Below are 15,507 nucleotides of genomic sequence, written 5' to 3'. Positions count from 1 at the left end.
CCTCCCGCAACAAGCAGGGGCGATCCGCTCATCCGATCCGGTTGCTTCCTCCGGTCGAAGCCCGATCTCGAACCGACGCGTCGAGACGAGTGCCTATGCCTGGGCGTGTCCGAAGTCCGATGTCTCCCTCCCGGGGCCCGTGCGTGCGCCGCGCCGAAGCGCCGACTGTATCCGGTCGATCATCTCGCTGCGCCGGTACGGCTTGCCGAGGACGTCCATCGCATGTGGCTGCGGACCGTCGATGGCCATCTCGTCATTGTAGCCGGTCGTCAGCACCACCGGCACGGCCGGATCGCGTTCCCTGACCTGCTCGGCGAGCGTGATGCCGTTGGCGCCGCCGGGCATGATCACGTCCGTGAACACGAGCTTGAACCCGTCGCCCGACGCCGCGGCTTCCTCGAAACGCTCCAACGCCTCCTCGGCGCTGGAGGCGATTACCACCCGGTAGCCGATGTCCTGCAAGGCCTCGCCCGCCATGTCCGCCGCCTCGCGGCTGTCGTCGACGACTAGGATCAGCGACGGTGCCGTCGTGGCATCGAGCGGCCTGGTCCGGTAGCCGGGCGCCACGCCCGTCCGGTCGCGGCGCTCGCCCTTATTCGCGTCCCGCGGGAGGATCATGCGGACCGTGGTACCGCGACCCACCTCGCTCTCGATCTCCAGCCGACCGCCGGACTGCTGCACGAAGCCGTGGGCCATCGCCAGGCCGAGCCCGGTACCCTGACCGTGCGCCTTGGTGGTGAAGAATGGCTCGATGGCCCGCGCCTGGATGTGCGCGGGCATGCCGACGCCCTCGTCGGAGACGCAGAGCACGACATAGTCTCCCGGCTCCAAGTGCCTTGCCGCGGCATTCCCGTTGAGGTGGATCTCGCGCGTGGTGATGGTGACCGCCCCGCCCTTGGGGGAGGCGTCCCGCGCGTTCACGACGACGTTGAGCAGGGCCATCTCCAGGTGCGTCGGGTCGACCTTCACCGTCGGGAGCCGGCGTTGCAGGTTCAGGTGCAATGTCGCCTTGTTGCCGACCGAGCTCTCCAGCAACTCAGCGACCGAGTTCACGAGCTCGCTGAGATCGACGCCCTTCGGCTCAAGCCGGCCCCGCCGGGCGAAGGCGAGCAATTGCTGGGTGAGCTTGGCGCCGCGCTCGGCTGCCGTCGTAGCAGCCGAGAGGTATCGCTCGAAGGCGCGGTCGTCCTGCCGTTTCGCGCGGAGCTGGTCCAGGCTGCCGGTGATGACGTGAAGCAGGTTGTTGAAGTCGTGCGCCATACCGGCCGTAAGCTGGCCGATGGACTCCATCTTCTGGGCCTGCCGGAACTGCTGCTCGGACTCCCGCCTCTGGGTCACGTCGAGCTGGCTTGCGAAGTAGTAGATCACCTCACCCTCGGGGCTGAGCACCGGGCCCATGAACACCGCGTTCCAGAACGGGGTGCCGTCGCGCCTGTAGTTCAGGATCTCGATGGCGACCGCCTCGCGCCGGTCGACTGCCTCGCGCAGCACCCGGACGTGTTCGGGGTCGGTCCGGGCCCCCTGCAGGAAGCGGCAGTTCCGGCCCACGACCTCGTTCTCCTCGTAGCCGGTGAGGTCGAGGAAGGCGTTGTTGGCAAACACGATGGGGATGTCGTCCTGGCGCGGATCTGCCAGGATCATCGGCATGCGGGTCATCTCGACGGCCGCGAAGAAGATGCTCCCGCGTTCGTCCAGGCTCTGGTCGGTGATCGTGCTCTGCCGCCAATGGTGCAGGCCTGACCGTCCCAGGGGCTCCGAGGCGCCCCTGTCCATGGTGCCCTGGGCCGGAATGCCCGTCGCCTCGTCCTCGACGCCGTGATGCCGGGGGTTATGATCCTCGTCCTTCATGGATGCCTCAACGCACAAGCTTCACGAATGGTCCGGATCACCACGGTCACAAGTCAGGGGGCGTGAGCCCTTCAGGGCCGAACCTCCGACGTGCCGACGTCGAGCGAGCCCTGAGTGCGTTCCAGCGACGGAACATCGAGGCTAAGGGCCAAGCCGCCTCACACCGGAATGTGCGTCCCCCGGCAAGCGTAGCCGCTATACGGAACCCGCCGAACGTGTTCTGCTTTTGTTCCTGGATTCGCGGAGGAGCATCATGCAGATCAGCGGCGTCACCATCGGCTTTCCCATGCCGGTGCCCCTTCTCGCCAAGCCCGTCCGGGCCGGCTTCCCCAGCCCTGCCGACGACTTCATCGAGGAGGAGATCGACCTCCAGCGCCTGCTGATTGTCAATCGCCCGGCCACCTTCCTGGTCCGGGTCGCCGGCGACAGCATGATCCTCGCCCGCCTGTTCGATGGCGACCTCGCGGTGGTCGACCGCTCGCTCACCCCGCGCAACGGCGACATCGTTGTGGTCGACATCGACGGCGAGCGCTCGTTTAAGGTCTGGAAGCGCCAGGGGCCGCGCGTCAGCCTCCATTTCGCCAACCCGCGCTTCCCGGAGTTCCAGCTCTCCCCCGACGCCGTCATCGAGGTCTGGGGCGTCGTCTCCGGGTCCGTCTGCGCAAAGCGCCGCTGCGAATGAGCGCCCGGGCCTACGCCCTCTCCGACGGAAACTCCTTCTACTGCTCGTGCGAGCGGGTCTTCGACGCGCGTCTGGCCAAGGTGCCGGTCATCGTGCTGTCCAACAACGACGGCTGCGCCATCGCCCGCACCAGTGAGGCCAAGGCGCTCGGCATCAGGATGGGCGAGCCCTGGTTCAAGATCCGTGACATGTGCAAGGCCCAGGGCGTCCGGGTCTACTCCTCGAACTACGCCCTCTACGGCGACATGTCGGCCCGGGTGAACGCCGTCTACCGGGACTTCTCCCCCCGCATCGAAATCTACTCCATCGACGAGAGTTTTCTCGATATCTCCGACGTGCGCGAGAAGGATCGGGAGTCCCTGGCCCGCGACATGCGGGAGACCGTGCGGGCCTGGACGGGCATCCCCACCTGCGTCGGCATCGGCCCCACCAAGACGCTGGCCAAGCTCGCCAATCACGTGGCGAAGAAGAACCCGGAGCTCGGTGGGGTCTGCGACCTGACTGATCCGGAGCAGTACGACCACTGGATCATCCGGGTACCGGTCCCCGACATCTGGGGCGTCGGGCCGGCCAACGCCCGGCGGCTGGAGGCGCTAGGATGCGACAGCGCCGCCGATGTCCGAGACCTCGATCCGAAGGTCGCCCGCAAGACGATGACCGTGGTCGGCGAGCGCCTCGTGCACGAGCTCCGCGGCACCCCCTGCCTCGACTTGGAGACGGTCGCCGCGACCCGGAAGGGATGCGCCGTTACCCGGTCGTTCTCGGAGCGGGTCGAGGATCGCCCGACCATGGAGCAGGCGATTGCCACCCATGCCTCCAGACTTGGCGAGAAGCTTCGGCGCGAGGGGTTGGCGACCAACCACGTCACGGTCTTCTTCCACACCTCGGAGCATGACCGCGACCGGCCGCAGCGATCGGTCTCGACCGTAGTCACGCTTCCCGAGGCGACCAACGACACCCTCGTGTTGGTCAAGGCCGCCACACACGGCGTCCGGAAAACCTGGCGGGACGGGTACCGCTACTCCAAGGCCGGCGTCGTCACCACCGACCTGATGTCGTTGGCCACGTCTCAGCGCGCCATGCCCGGCCTCGGCCAGCTCGACCGGGAGATGGGGGCCGCCCTGATGGAGGCTCTCGACACCTGCAACCGCCGCTTCGGGCGCGGGGCCGTCGTCCCGGGCGCAGCCGGGTTCGCCCCCAAGCGCGACTGGTCGACCAAGTTCGAGATGAGGTCGCCCCGGTACACCACCAGGCTCGACGAACTGCCTGTCGTGGCCGCGGCATGACGCGGCCTGAAGACAAGTCGCCCCGCCTTACCTGCCGGCACCGGCCATAAGAGGGGCGCGGCCAATGCTTTGCACTTTGCCGTTAATCAGGCGCGTCGGGACGTATCCCTATCGCCGAGCATCTTCGGATCGATCAACAGCAGCACGGTCATGACCTCGATGTTCGGCAGGGCGTAGGATTGCTCCAGTAGTTCATATCGTTGGGCTTCCATGCGGTCGAACCAGGCGTCCGCCCCGATCCGACGCGGGAAACTTTCTTCCGGACCCGCACCGAACAGAAGTGCGAAGGCACAGCTTTCGGGGTCGAGATCGTCCTTGGGGAACCACCGCGCGGGGACGCTGGCCGAGGCCTGGAACCAACGCCTGCCCTTAGGGCCATGGCACACCATCATCATGGGGTAACGGTCCGACTCGATGATCTTGATGAGGGTCGCGGTGAGGCTGGCATCGAACGCTATGGCGACTTCGCGAACGGCTTTCAGCGTCGGCTTCGGCACGCCTCGAAGCATCGGATCGAGCAGGTAGCGAGGCAACAGTAGGTCGGACGCATAGTCGTTCGCGACACGCTCCGGATCCGTCGATTGTCGACGGGAGGTCCCGATGTCCTCCGTGCGACAGATCAGGCACCTTCCGCGATGGTGGTGCCAGTGGCCAAGTTCGTGCGCCACCGAGAAACGTTGGCGCCTTGGGGTGACGCGGGTGTCGACTGTGATGATCGCTCGATCCTCGCGGCCGACGATGCGAGCCTCGCAGGAGTGAAGTTCCCGATATTTCACCTTGGCGCCGAGCATCCAGGCGATGGCTTCGACGTCGATCTCGCCGGGTCGTTCGACGCCACACCGTTGCAGGAGCCGCTCGGGAAGGGTCAGGCGGCGGCTCACCGTTCGCCCCGGTCCTCGTCGTCCCAGGCTTCGAGTTCTGCGAGATCCTCCTCAATGCCGGGACGGTCCGCCTCGTAGTCGGCGCCCCCGCTGCGGGCGGCCATCGTCAGCTTCTGGTCGAGTGTCCGGTCCTGCGCGCGTGCGGCCTTCAAGGCCGCCGCCCCACGTGCCTGATCGAGGGAGACGACTACGGGCCGGGCGCGGTCGATCACGAGGGAAGCCTTCGCATCCGCCATCCTGCTCTTGCCGGCCTTGATGCTCGCGGTGGTGATTTCCTGTCTCAGGGCATCGATCTTTCCGGGCGCGATCCCAGCGAGGATGACGTCGTCCGGCGTCGAGAGGATCTCGGCGAGTAAGAGATCGTCGAGGCGCGAAAGCTTTTCCCGGTCGTCCATGCCGCCGCCCCAGCTCATACCGACACCCCGTTCGGGAATGAGGCGGCCAGCCGTCGGGCCAACCGCTTCCTAACCGCCGCGAGTCCCTTGGTATCCTTGTCCAACAAGTCTTCGAGTTCCTTACCGCGTAATCCGTCGAACACCCCCTCGGCGAGGAGCTGCAACTCTTCGTCGCCGTCTATGCAGGCAAGGGCCTTCGCCAACGCGTCCCCGTGGTAGCGACGAGAGAGGGCTGCCTCCTCGGGTGAAGGCGCTTCGAAGGCCGGCTCCGGAACGCCGTTTGCGCCGAAGGCCTCCACGTAGACGACTTCTAAAGCTCCGTCCTCCCGCGCCTTCTTACGGGACCGGTAACCATCCGAGGCAATGCTTTTCATGATGCCGGCGAGGAAGTCGACCATTCCCGTGCCGACCTTGCAGGAGCGCGTCCCGAATGCACGCGCATAGGCCTCCTGGCGAAGATCCTCCGGCTGCATCGCACATCTTGGCGCGAAGTAGCGGGAGATGTCTTCGATCCGCGCCAACTCGGCGGGAGAGAGATGCCCAACGGCGTCGATGATCTCGTCCGGCGCGTAGCGGGGTACGTCCGCCCCGTCGTCGGCCTGCGCCTCCGGTCCCATCAGCCCCCCCCTGGGCCTTCCTTATCCTATGCGCGTGCCCGGCGATTCTCGGACGCAAAAAACTTTCTGCGTCCGAATCCGTCGCGGGCCCCGCAGATCCAAGCATGGCAGCTTCCCTGGCCGGTGCCAATCAAGGCGGCAGGTCATCGGAGGCGACGACAGCACGGCAATGGAAACGCGCCACCCGGTCACGGAAGGCCATGAGGAGTGGCACATGTTCGACACCCGCTCGATCATCGAGGCAGCTATCGCCAAGGAGCGCACGCGCTCTTCCTGGAACGACCGGCTTTGGCATTGGGAGCGGCCCCCGAGCGACAGCGAGGAGACGAAGATCCAGAGGGCCGCCGATGCGGCGAGGCTGGTCGTCGACGGCAATGCGACCTTGCGCGCGGAAAGCGTCCAGATCCGGCCGCAGGGAAGCTACTACAACAACACGAACGTGCGCCTGGAAGCTGACATGGACCTGAGGGTCCAACTTCCCGGGATCATCACCGTCTATGCGGAGGGGGTGGACCCTCAGCGGGCTGCTGGCGCCATGGGCTATAGCTCGACGGGCCGGTCGGCCTTCCAAATCGCAGGTTCGGTGAGGGATGCGCTGGCGTCGGATTGCCGTCGTCGGTTCGGTGCCGGGAACGTCACAGTTGGCAAGAAAGCCGTCACGGTCGACGGCCTGAGTGGCAGCCGAGCTGACGTGGATCTCGTTCCCGCTTTCCGTCTGCACCACGTCAGCGACGACGGATACGGGGGCTACGACTATTGCGAGGGCGTCGCGATCCTCTCCGCCGATGGCACGCGGACCTTCAATTTTCCGGAGCAGCACCATGAGAACGGGAAGGCGAAGCGCAGCCGCACGCAGCACCGCTTCAAGAAGGTCGTGCGGATGCTCAAGCGACTGAACTACGAGTTGTGCGAGCAGGGGGCGATCCCGAAGCGGGTCCCCTCGTTCCTCGTGGAATGCCTCGTCTACGTCGTGGAGGACACGCACTTCCTCTTCGACGAGGACCGCTACACCCGCTTGGTGCGCGTACTCCGTCGTCTTCAGGTGCAGCTGGGTGATGCCACCTGGACGGAAACTGCCACCGAGGTGAACGGGATCAAGTTTCTTTTCCGTCAGGCCCAGGCCTGGAGCCTCGGAGATGCGAAGGACTTCGTGGATGCTGCGCTCGTGCGTCTGGGAGCTTGAGATGTGGGCCCTTCTGACACGAGCCAGACAGGTTCAGGTCCTCGTCGCACTCACCATCCTTGCCGTCCTCGCGGTCCAGGGCTTCAGCGAGTGGTGGACCGGAAGTACCACGTCGCTGCCCAAGTCCATCTCGACGGTGACATTCATCGTCGGCACGGTCTTCGTTCTCGTCGCGAACTGGACATGGCGCACGGTGTGGCGCTGGCTGCCCTTCCTCGACAAGGTTTTTTTCCCGGACCTGAACGGCACTTGGACCGGAACCCTCCAGACGACCTGGAAAGACCCCACCACCGGGGTGACGCCGGGTCCAATCCCGACCACCGTGACGATCCGGCAGGGGCTCTTCGACATCACCATCAAGCAGGTGACGGGTGAGTCGACCTCCCATTCCAAGAGGGTCATCGCCGAGGCCGATCCGAACGCGGACCGATACAGGTTGTGGTACAGCTACGATAACATGCCGAAGGCCGAGTTCCACTATCGCTCAACCCAGCACGAAGGCGTCGCGTGGCTGGAGATCAGCCTGGCTGATGCTCCTGATACCTTGAGTGGGCAATACTTCACCGCCCGTCGCACAAATGGCGACATGACCCTGACGCGTACGCGGCCATGAACCGCATGCCGTCGCTTCGATGCGCCGAACCCAACCGGCTAGGGTTCGAGGCGTGATTGAGGGTTTCCGGGCCTGGAAATTTCGCGATCCGCGATGTTCGAGGCCTGGCACCGCAACCCGGGCCAGGCTCGCTCGTTGAGGTTTCACGAGCCTGTTTTGTTCTCATGCCTACCCTGTGCCCAAACGCCCATCACGTGCCATCGCCGATGCGCTCGGCCGCTTCGTCCGACGACCTTCCTTGGCCCCTGGTCGAGGGGCGTCACGACCCAAGAGAAGTCCCGAAGCCGTGCATCAGTCGATCATCCTGAAGGTCCAGTCCGATGCGCACGACCGCACTGTTCCGCTGGCCAGCATCCTGAGCCGGGCGCGTATCGCGGCTAGGCGCTTGGCGCTCCCGGGCGTGCCGGATTGGTTGGACAACGAAAGCGATGGCTACTCGGACGGCGTCGGATTGCCGTCCTATCGTATCGTCTCGGGCCATCACGAGTTCTTCAATTCCGCGCATGGTTGCTGGCGCCCGCTGATCCACGAGGACGGGCCACCGCTCCTTCCCCTCAGGCAGTCGGTCTACGATCTGGAGGAGCTCGTGCTGAATTCGCCGGCCGGCTTCCTGAGCAGTCCGTCAGGCCCCGTCGGTCTTTCGTCCTACGGAAGCACCCTGACTTTTCCATCCCGGTATCGCATTCAGAACATGGATGTCCTGCGTGCGCTCGGCTGCGTCCGTCGCCTGATCCTCGATTGGACGATAGCCCTCGAAAGTGCCGGCGTACTTGGGGACGGAACGTCATTTACAGCGTCGGAACGCATGGAGGCTTATTCGGTGACCCAGAATTTCATCGCCCAGAACCAGTCAATCGGCGTCGCCGGCAACATCACGGGCGGGACGAACACGATTGCCGTCAGCCAGGTGTCCGAGGGCGGCATGGACGTGCGCAAGGTTCGTGACTTCCTCTCGGAGACCTGGGGCCTGCTGGGACACCTGCCCGCGTCGGTCCGGGAGGAGATGCAGGAGGCGGTCTCCGAGGCTCAGGCCGAGGCTGGCAAGCCGAACCCCGACGAGCGCAAGGTCGGGAAGGCGCTAACCATCATCAAGGATTTGGGCATGCGCGCGGGCGGAAGCGTGATCGCGAGCGGGATCGTCGCGGGTGCACAGGCCTTGCTGGGCTGAGGTCGAGGCCCGTGCGTCGGCAGGAGCTCGGAACTGCGTTGGTTCGCCCGTGATCCCCCTTGGACATGTCGGCATTGCCTCGGCTAAGGCTCAGCTTAAGCGTTCGCGAATCGCGCATGTCGTGAAAAAATAAGCCCCGGGAGAGGCACTGCCTGTCCCAGGGCTTGGGGTGCCGGGAGCGCGTGTCCCAAGACCGGACAGAGGGGCTACACCGGCTGCTAGAGGGCCATATTGGTAGGGTTAGAATGGCCGAGAGTCAAGTTCCGTTCCCGTACACGCCTGCAGAGATGGCGGCCATCCGAGCTTCGGTTTCTGCCGATCGCTTCGCTACGTACCTGAAGGAGGCCAAGGGAAACGAGCGCTATGCCGTGGAGCTCTACCTCTACAATGCCCGCTTGGCCAAGGCGTTCCTGTACCCCCTCCACGTGACCGAGGTCACCCTCCGGAACGCCATCGACGACATGCTCGTCGCCCTGCATGGTCCGGATTGGCCCACGAACGCCGGGTTCCGGACCATCCTGACACCTGAGAGCCTGACGTCCCTCGACAGGGCCAGGTCGAGGGCCCGCGAGAAGCAACCCAACCCGCCGCGTGGCCAAGTCGTGGCGACGCTGACATTCGATTTCTGGTCCAATCTCTTCAGGCACGATTACGACCGCAGCCTGTGGCAGGTGAACCTTCCCCGGGTCCTCACGAACGCCCCCAAAGGCACGACGCGGGCCGGGGTGCAGGTGCTGGTGCGGGACATCAACCACCTGCGCAACCGGATCGCCCATCACGAACCGCTTCTGCACCAGCCCGTACGTGCACGTCATGCCGAAATTGTCGACCTTACCGGGCTGATCTCCCCCGTCATGTCGCGCTGGCTAAAGCACTTCTCGACCGTCGCGGCGGTCACGCGCAACAAGCCGGGCCCGAACCTCGTCGGCCAGACCGTCTTAAGCCGGTGCGATCCGAACTTCCAACCCGTGCGCCCTGAGGACACGCTCCGAGACGTCCTGGCAGCCTACAAGGCAGACCTGCCGTCGCTGGTCTGCGTCGATGCGGATGGATGCCCTATCAGCCTTCTCAGCGCCGCCGATCTCCTCGCATACACGGCTTCGGAAGCAGCGGCTCAAGGAGGGATCATCGACTTCAACGACCATACGGTCGGGTCGGTGCTCGACGCAGGCACGCTTAAGGGGCGCTGGGTTCAACTCGCGGGGGATGCGCCCCTGGCCGAACTCGTCGATGCCTTGAAAGCGCCAGCCGTGCGCGGTGTCGTCTCGGTGGACACCGTCGCCGGCAGGACCGTACCCCGCGGCGTACTGCTCCGGGCCCATCGACGCTACTGAATGCCGAGGGGGCCGACCCCGGGAGAGGCGCTGCCTAGTCCCGGGGTCACGATGCCGAGGACGCTTGCCCATGGAGGGACAGAGGGGCCGCATCGGCTGCTGGCTGACCTAGAGTGCCGCCGGGCCGGGAAAGTGTCAAAGGCCGTCGCCGACCCATCGGAATGGAGGCGGGCGATGGGATGGCAAAGGCATTGCCGCGTTGTCGTATCGGCCCAACACCACGCATGTTGCGGCCTGACGCGATCCAGTCGATTCGGTGCACATCACCGGGATCGAGAGACAGTGCACCGTGAAAAACTGGGCCGCGAACCAAGGCATCACCCGAACGGATCACCGATGGACGAAGGCACCGTGACCAACGAACCCGAGACCGACGTCCCCTCGCCACTGCCGACGACCCGGGAGGAGTACAGGGCCGCCTTGAAGGCGTTCGACGCATGCGTGTGCGAGGCTCTCGCGGTCGGGCAGGCCATAGGCCAGCAGGTAGCGGCGCCGCACCATGGTTACGGCACCCACGTCTTCACGAGGATCTGCGCCAATGCCGTCGCGCTCGTACGCGCGGCGCCGAAATCGAGATGGGTCCGATCCGACGCCGATTTCTGGGACCTGACCGCCGTTGCAGGCCACGCTCGCTCGCTCATGGAAGGACTGCTCCTCCTCCACTACGTGCTGAAGACACCGACTGATCAGGACGAATGGTCCGCGCGGATCAATCTCATGCACCTGAACGATTGCTGCCGCAGGTCCAAGATCCTAGGCGCAACGAGTAGCGAGGCTCAGGTCAAGGAATTTGCCGATGTGGCGGAAGGACTTCGTGACCGGCTCCGGGGAAACGCCTACTTCCAGGGCCTCGACCACAGGGTCAGGGAGCGGCTCCTGAAGGGCGATGCCCTGACAATTCCTACGCGAAACGAACTGCTCGACGAGCTCGAAATCGATAAGGAACCGTTCCACATGGTTTGGAACCTCCTGTCGCAGTATGCCCACGTGCTGCCGATGTCTTTCTATCGCATTGAGGCGAACGGGCGAGGCAGCGGCTTGGAGAACGATACGGACCGGTCTTACATCCGACTGGCGCTGGAGGTCGGGGCGACCTACGTGGCGACCGCCGTCGACCTCATCGTCGAGGCCTTCCCCGATGCCGCCGAGGCCCGCAAGGGACTGGACTCGAAGTTCTCGCCCGGCCCAGCGCGGAACGTGCCCCGGGAACGCCATCGACGACGGTCATGAGACGTCCGTCCCTCCTTGCGCAGGAAGCGGTCATCCATTCCGCACCGGGTCGCCGCCGCCTCGGTCGCGACGCAGGCGCGCAACGAAATCCGATGGGAGCCACTGTGGCCTTACCCTTGGAGAAGCCCCCTTCGAGCTCCCTCCTCCAACACACGGTAGTCCGACCGCGGCAAGCCGGCGGACCGGCTCATCCTTTGTCCCGATTGACGCTGTCCTAGTCACCTCGATCAACCAAGGGGGGCGTGAATGGTGCACCGTCACCCAGCCCTGCGACGGTACCACCGGCTCCCGTCCTCGCGGTCCTCGCTCTCGAAGTATTTCGTGTGCGTCACGCGGATGCCCATCTTCTTGTTGAGGCGCCCCCGTGTCAGGTCGTCCCCGCGTGTGATGGCCTCCCGGGCGAGCGACGGGGGCAGCAGCTTCAACACCTGCCTGTCGGCCACCCAGCCACCCTCGGGGAGAACGTCTGCGATCTCGCGCATCACCCGGTCCCAGAACTCCTCGGCCACCAGGTCGCTAACCCGCTCGCGTAAGGCCGCCGTCTCGACCTCCATCGCCGCCATGCGTGACTTCAGGGTTTCGTTCTCCCGGACGGCGATCTGCGTGTTGACGAAGGCCTCGTCCATCAGCTCGCGCGCCGCCCGGCCCTCGATCTCGACCTTCAGCCGGTCGTTCTCGTAGCGGAGCGAGGCCTCGACCAGAGCCACCTCCCAGACCCGCTCGACGAAGCCGACGAGCTCGCCCTGGAGACGCTCCGGCAACCCCTTCACCTCCAGCCGGGGCCGGTAGTTCCGAGCAACCTTCCAGGACAGAAGGTGCGGCCCGACCTGACGCGTCGACCCGCCCCGTCCCCGCTTCTGTAGGGCCGCGATCACCCGATCCTGCGTGACCCTCTCCCCCGTCTGGTGGACCTCGTCGGCCGCCAGCCAGACCTGCTTCTCAGATGGCATTCCGGCCCCCGCTCTTCGGGGGAACCATGCGGAATCATGGTCAAGGATTTCTTAATTCGAGGGAAGCGGACGGAGGGAAGCGCATCCCGCTTTCCGCGTTCCTGCGAGTCGCATTTCATGCGCCTCGACCGGGTTTCCCAGCCCCATCCGGACGGGGCGAGACCGGCCCTTTCGATGCGAGCTAAGCCTCGAACCGTCGCATCCCTTCAGGCGGTCCCGTGCAGGTCGGCGTCCACCGGATCCACAGCCCGGCGTTCTGATGGCTTTAGGCGATCAGTTTAAGCTTGCCCGAACACTTGCGCGTTCTTATGTTGTTCTCGCCCTCACAAGGGGGGTGGCCCGAAGCTCATTGTGGCCCTGCCCATGAGCCAACCTGAGGAGGACGCGTTCATGCACACCGAACGTCGCCTCATAGCCATGACGCGCGCGCCCTTCCTGGGCAGCCACCCGCTTCCCTACTCCGTCGACGAGGCCTGAACGGCGCACCTGCGCCCGCTCGCCTCCGTCCCGAGGCGACCGTCATGTCTTCCGATACCCCGACCGGACCTCTCAAGCCCTACCCCTCGTTCGAAGACCCGCCTCCGCGCGCGGTCAGCACAGACGCCCTGCTCGGCAGGGTGGTGCGACGGCTGTTCGAGGTCGGCGCACGCCACGAGGATGGCCTCGCCGGCACCCTGCACGCCATCCTTGCTACGCTTGATCACCGCATGACCGCGGCCGGCAAGCCGTCGCTCTGACGACCGGGAAAACCATTCCCACCACGACGCCCCCCACTCAGGAGACTCCCGGTGAAACCACGAAAACCAACCCGCGCACCCCTTTCCCGACACCCCCACGAGGCCTGACCGGCGCGCTCGATTGAGCCCGGCTGCCTCGAAATGGAGGCAGCCATGACGAACTTCCCAAAGCCCAACACCAAGTCCGCCGCCAAGGCCCCCGCTACCAAGGCCACCCCCGCCCCGAAGGCGAAGCGAGACCTGAAGGCGAGGCTCGCCCCAGGGATGCTGAAGCCCTCTGCCGACAGCTTCGACGATTTCCTCAACGACCTCCCGGACAACCGGGCGCCAATCGACCAGATGGAGTCCGAGATCCGGTCTTCGCGCTTCTACCTCGCCCTGCATTCGTTGAACGAGGTCGTCACGAACCAGGACCGCATGCGCATGCTGCGCTTCGGCGGGGCCGGGGTCGTGATCCAGGTGCCGAGCGCGGACTGGGTGCCGGCGATGCGCATGGCGGCGGAGAAGCTGACCCGCTTCAATCACGTCATCTTCAGAACTGGAAGTTCCCGCAACTCCGACAAGCCCGACCAGGGAAATGCCGAGGTGGCCGACTTCCTCGGGGCCTCTGGCCGCGTCCTCGGGATCTCGCAGGCACCCGACCTTTACCTTCCATCGGCCCTGGTCTCGGCCGCCGACGTGAGGATCAGGATCGGCACCCCTTCGAACGCGGTCATTCGCCGGGCCATTCTCAGCATCACCGGCAACAGGGCCGGCCGCATGCCCAAGACCATCGCCCAGGGCCTCTCCTTCGACGTCCTCGCCGCATGCCTGCGGAAGGGAACGTCCGCCGGGGCGTGCGTCCGCCGACTCGTCGCGGCCTCGAAGGCCAATGCCGCCATCGATCCAACCCTCGCCGACGTACCCCTCCTGAAGGACATTCATGGCTACGGGCGTGCAGGCGAGTACGCCCGGACGCTCGCCGAGGATTTTTCGGAGTGGAAGGCAGGGAGACGCGAGTGGAAGTCGCTCGAACGATCCGTACTTTTCGCCGGTGAACCTGGTACAGGCAAGACTACGCTGGTCAGAAGCATCGCAAAGACACTCAACATTCCGCTGATCAACACTTCTGTCGCCGGGTGGTTCGGGTCAACGAATGGCTATCTCAACGAGATTATCAAGGAGATCGACCGCGTATTCCTGGCAGCAGAACAGATTTCACCCGTTCTACTGTTCGTGGACGAATGTGACGCAATTCCTAACCGTGCCAATCTCGGTTCTCGCAACCGCGATTACTGGATGCCGCTGATTAATTACTGTCTTACGACTTTTGAGGCGGCGATTTCCGGAAGCCGAGGCAAGATCATTCTCATCGGTGCAACCAACTTCGCGGAGCTGATCGATCCGGCGCTGCTGCGACCGGGCCGGCTCGGCCGGGTCATCACCATCGAGAAGCCGGACGCCGCAGGCATGGCCGGTATCCTGCGCCAGCACCTCGGGCCCGATGCCCTCGACGGCGTCGACCTGACCGTACCGGCGACCCTGGGCGTCGGGGCGACAGGCGCGCAGGCCACCGCCTGGGTGGCGGGAGCCCAGCGGCGGGCTCGGGATGCGGGGCGAGCCATGAAGCTCGACGACCTCATCCGCCAGATCGCACCGCCCGATCCGCGTTCCGACGCAGAGATCCTCGCCGCCTCGTATCACGAGGCATCGCACGCGGTCGCAGTTCTGGGGCTCGGCGTCGGCGAGATCGTCTCCTTGTCTAACGTCCTGATTGCCGGCCAGGGCGGGCTGACCAGGACCAAGCTCAACCAGGCCACCACCATGACGCGGGGGTTCGTCGAAGCCTACGTGGTCTCCATTCTCGCGGGCAGGGCCGGGGACCAGGTCTTCGGCGAGGTCAACTCGGGATCGGGCGGCGCCTATGCCAGCGACCTCGGCATGGCCACGACGATGCTGGCCGCGATGCACTGCTCCCTCGGCCTGGGCGGAACGCTCCTGCATCTCGCAGCGGAAAGCGAGGCCCGGGACTTCCTCCGGAACGATCTCGATCTGAGGCGTCGGGTGGAGAGCGACCTGACCCGTTTGTTCAAGGTCGCCGTCGCCTTCGTCGAGGCCCGGCGGGAGACCATCGAGACCCTGGCCCGGCGGCTCGTGGAAGCCCGCATCATGCCCGGCGACGAGGTCCGGCGCGTGATCGGCTCGGGCTCGCCGAGCGACATTCGCGTCACCCTGGGAGGCCACGATGTCTAAGGTCGATCTGGATGAACTCACCGCGGAGATCTTCAAGAGGATCCTTCGGATGCGCAGTACCCTAGACGAGGAGGAGTTCGACCACCTCGCCGGCGAGATCATGATCTCCATGGGGGTCGCCGCCATGCGCAAGGCTGAGGGGCAGGCCCTGCGGAGGCAGGCCTTCCGCAGGGCTGATCGATCCGGGAAGGTGATTACGTTTCCTGACCGGGGGTCGCAGGACTCCCGCTGAAACGGTCTTCGAAAACAATCGAGGTCGGAATCGGAAATAGCGAAATGCCGACCGTTTCGACCCTGGCCCGTAAGCCTCCGTTAGGAGATCCCGGGCTAAAAGGATCCTGCGCAGAGTTT

Annotated in this window: 16 protein-coding genes; 11 read left to right on the top strand and 5 right to left on the bottom strand. The window is 65.3% G+C overall.

Going from position 1 to position 15,507, the window contains the following annotated elements; genetic code table 11:
- Positions 1-93: 93 nt before the first annotated feature.
- Positions 94-1,647, bottom strand: a complete 1,554-nt coding sequence (locus MFF01_RS11175; RefSeq protein ID WP_238225330.1) for an ATP-binding protein — start codon at positions 1,645-1,647, stop codon at positions 94-96.
- Between MFF01_RS11175 and MFF01_RS11170 the strand changes: the two genes are divergently transcribed.
- From MFF01_RS11170 to MFF01_RS11160, 3 genes are all read left to right on the top strand, one after another.
- Complete coding sequence (locus MFF01_RS11170; RefSeq protein ID WP_238225329.1) at positions 1,646-1,819, top strand: hypothetical protein; 174 nt, start codon at positions 1,646-1,648, stop codon at positions 1,817-1,819. The genes MFF01_RS11175 and MFF01_RS11170 overlap by 2 nt on opposite strands.
- A 282-nt stretch (positions 1,820-2,101) precedes the next feature.
- Entirely contained in the window at positions 2,102-2,530 is a 429-nt protein-coding gene (locus MFF01_RS11165) for a LexA family protein (protein WP_238225328.1), read from the top strand.
- Positions 2,527-3,816, top strand: coding sequence for a Y-family DNA polymerase (locus tag MFF01_RS11160; protein WP_238225327.1), 1,290 nt, complete (start codon positions 2,527-2,529; stop codon positions 3,814-3,816). The genes MFF01_RS11165 and MFF01_RS11160 overlap by 4 nt, the downstream gene beginning before the upstream one ends.
- Positions 3,817-3,902: 86 nt before the next feature.
- On the opposite strand, the gene MFF01_RS11155 is transcribed toward MFF01_RS11160, so the two are convergent.
- Genes MFF01_RS11155 through MFF01_RS11145 form a run of 3 tightly spaced genes read right to left on the bottom strand, consistent with a single transcriptional unit; the run spans position 3,903 to position 5,709 of the window.
- Positions 3,903-4,697, bottom strand: a complete 795-nt coding sequence (locus tag MFF01_RS11155; RefSeq protein WP_238225326.1) for an ImmA/IrrE family metallo-endopeptidase — start codon at positions 4,695-4,697, stop codon at positions 3,903-3,905.
- The gene (locus MFF01_RS11150) at positions 4,694-5,110 is read right to left on the bottom strand and encodes a hypothetical protein (RefSeq protein WP_238225325.1); all 417 of its coding nucleotides are present in this window, start codon (positions 5,108-5,110) and stop codon (positions 4,694-4,696) included. The genes MFF01_RS11155 and MFF01_RS11150 overlap by 4 nt, the downstream gene beginning before the upstream one ends.
- On the bottom strand, positions 5,107-5,709 hold the full coding sequence (locus MFF01_RS11145; protein ID WP_238225324.1) for an RNA polymerase sigma factor: 603 nt from the start codon (positions 5,707-5,709) through the stop codon (positions 5,107-5,109). The genes MFF01_RS11150 and MFF01_RS11145 overlap by 4 nt, the downstream gene beginning before the upstream one ends.
- A gap of 214 nt (positions 5,710-5,923) precedes the next feature.
- On the opposite strand from MFF01_RS11145, the gene MFF01_RS11140 reads away from it, so the two are divergent.
- The 5 genes from MFF01_RS11140 to MFF01_RS11120 all read left to right on the top strand — a co-directional run bounded on the left by MFF01_RS11140 (position 5,924) and on the right by MFF01_RS11120 (position 11,237).
- Positions 5,924-6,892: a nucleotidyltransferase-like protein gene (locus MFF01_RS11140; protein ID WP_238225323.1), complete on the top strand. Its 969-nt coding sequence runs from the start codon at positions 5,924-5,926 to the stop codon at positions 6,890-6,892.
- Position 6,893: 1 nt separating this feature from the next.
- On the top strand, positions 6,894-7,505 hold the full coding sequence (locus tag MFF01_RS11135) for a Cap15 family cyclic dinucleotide receptor domain-containing protein (RefSeq protein WP_238225322.1): 612 nt from the start codon (positions 6,894-6,896) through the stop codon (positions 7,503-7,505).
- A 286-nt stretch (positions 7,506-7,791) separates the two neighbouring features.
- A complete protein-coding gene (locus tag MFF01_RS11130; RefSeq protein ID WP_238225321.1) occupies positions 7,792-8,673 on the top strand; it encodes an AbiTii domain-containing protein in 882 nt (293 codons plus the stop codon).
- A gap of 245 nt (positions 8,674-8,918) precedes the next feature.
- Complete coding sequence (locus tag MFF01_RS11125) at positions 8,919-10,007, top strand: Abi family protein (RefSeq protein ID WP_238225320.1); 1,089 nt, start codon at positions 8,919-8,921, stop codon at positions 10,005-10,007.
- A 336-nt stretch (positions 10,008-10,343) separates the two neighbouring features.
- Positions 10,344-11,237: a hypothetical protein gene (locus tag MFF01_RS11120; protein WP_238225319.1), complete on the top strand. Its 894-nt coding sequence runs from the start codon at positions 10,344-10,346 to the stop codon at positions 11,235-11,237.
- 257 nt (positions 11,238-11,494) lie between these two features.
- On the opposite strand, the gene MFF01_RS11115 is transcribed toward MFF01_RS11120, so the two are convergent.
- Positions 11,495-12,187 carry a DNA-binding protein gene (locus tag MFF01_RS11115; RefSeq protein WP_238225318.1) on the bottom strand — a complete coding sequence of 231 codons (693 nt, stop codon included), beginning with the start codon at positions 12,185-12,187 and terminating at the stop codon, positions 11,495-11,497.
- Positions 12,188-12,708: 521 nt separating this feature from the next.
- On the opposite strand from MFF01_RS11115, the gene MFF01_RS11110 reads away from it, so the two are divergent.
- The 3 genes from MFF01_RS11110 to MFF01_RS11100 all read left to right on the top strand — a co-directional run bounded on the left by MFF01_RS11110 (position 12,709) and on the right by MFF01_RS11100 (position 15,388).
- The gene (locus MFF01_RS11110; RefSeq protein ID WP_238225316.1) at positions 12,709-12,924 is read left to right on the top strand and encodes a hypothetical protein; all 216 of its coding nucleotides are present in this window, start codon (positions 12,709-12,711) and stop codon (positions 12,922-12,924) included.
- Between the two features lie 423 nt (positions 12,925-13,347).
- Positions 13,348-15,156: an AAA family ATPase gene (locus MFF01_RS11105; protein ID WP_238225309.1), complete on the top strand. Its 1,809-nt coding sequence runs from the start codon at positions 13,348-13,350 to the stop codon at positions 15,154-15,156.
- Positions 15,149-15,388, top strand: coding sequence for a hypothetical protein (locus tag MFF01_RS11100; RefSeq protein WP_238225307.1), 240 nt, complete (start codon positions 15,149-15,151; stop codon positions 15,386-15,388). Before MFF01_RS11105 ends, MFF01_RS11100 begins: the two co-directional genes overlap by 8 nt.
- Positions 15,389-15,507: the final 119 nt, after the last annotated feature.

It is taken from the genome of Methylobacterium adhaesivum, from assembly GCF_022179065.1.
In the GTDB taxonomy this organism is placed as follows: Bacteria; Pseudomonadota; Alphaproteobacteria; order Rhizobiales; family Beijerinckiaceae; genus Methylobacterium; species Methylobacterium adhaesivum.
Note: the sequence above shows the minus strand (reverse complement) of the source record. Positions and strands in the feature narration are given on the sequence as shown.

What these genes read in the sequence shown, in the direction of transcription:
- MFF01_RS11170 (WP_238225329.1), top strand. Translation starts at nt 1,646, where the DNA reads ATGCGGGTCATCTCGACGGCCGCGAAGAAGATGCTCCCGCGTTCGTCC.
- MFF01_RS11175 (WP_238225330.1), bottom strand. Translation starts at nt 1,647, where the DNA reads ATGCCGATGATCCTGGCAGATCCGCGCCAGGACGACATCCCCATCGTG.
- MFF01_RS11165 (WP_238225328.1), top strand. Translation starts at nt 2,102, where the DNA reads ATGCAGATCAGCGGCGTCACCATCGGCTTTCCCATGCCGGTGCCCCTT.
- MFF01_RS11160 (WP_238225327.1), top strand. Translation starts at nt 2,527, where the DNA reads ATGAGCGCCCGGGCCTACGCCCTCTCCGACGGAAACTCCTTCTACTGC.
- MFF01_RS11150 (WP_238225325.1), bottom strand. Translation starts at nt 5,110, where the DNA reads ATGAGCTGGGGCGGCGGCATGGACGACCGGGAAAAGCTTTCGCGCCTC.
- MFF01_RS11145 (WP_238225324.1), bottom strand. Translation starts at nt 5,709, where the DNA reads ATGGGACCGGAGGCGCAGGCCGACGACGGGGCGGACGTACCCCGCTAC.
- MFF01_RS11140 (WP_238225323.1), top strand. Translation starts at nt 5,924, where the DNA reads ATGTTCGACACCCGCTCGATCATCGAGGCAGCTATCGCCAAGGAGCGC.
- MFF01_RS11135 (WP_238225322.1), top strand. Translation starts at nt 6,894, where the DNA reads ATGTGGGCCCTTCTGACACGAGCCAGACAGGTTCAGGTCCTCGTCGCA.
- MFF01_RS11125 (WP_238225320.1), top strand. Translation starts at nt 8,919, where the DNA reads ATGGCCGAGAGTCAAGTTCCGTTCCCGTACACGCCTGCAGAGATGGCG.
- MFF01_RS11120 (WP_238225319.1), top strand. Translation starts at nt 10,344, where the DNA reads ATGGACGAAGGCACCGTGACCAACGAACCCGAGACCGACGTCCCCTCG.
- MFF01_RS11115 (WP_238225318.1), bottom strand. Translation starts at nt 12,187, where the DNA reads ATGCCATCTGAGAAGCAGGTCTGGCTGGCGGCCGACGAGGTCCACCAG.
- MFF01_RS11110 (WP_238225316.1), top strand. Translation starts at nt 12,709, where the DNA reads ATGTCTTCCGATACCCCGACCGGACCTCTCAAGCCCTACCCCTCGTTC.
- MFF01_RS11105 (WP_238225309.1), top strand. Translation starts at nt 13,348, where the DNA reads ATGCTGCGCTTCGGCGGGGCCGGGGTCGTGATCCAGGTGCCGAGCGCG.
- MFF01_RS11100 (WP_238225307.1), top strand. Translation starts at nt 15,149, where the DNA reads ATGTCTAAGGTCGATCTGGATGAACTCACCGCGGAGATCTTCAAGAGG.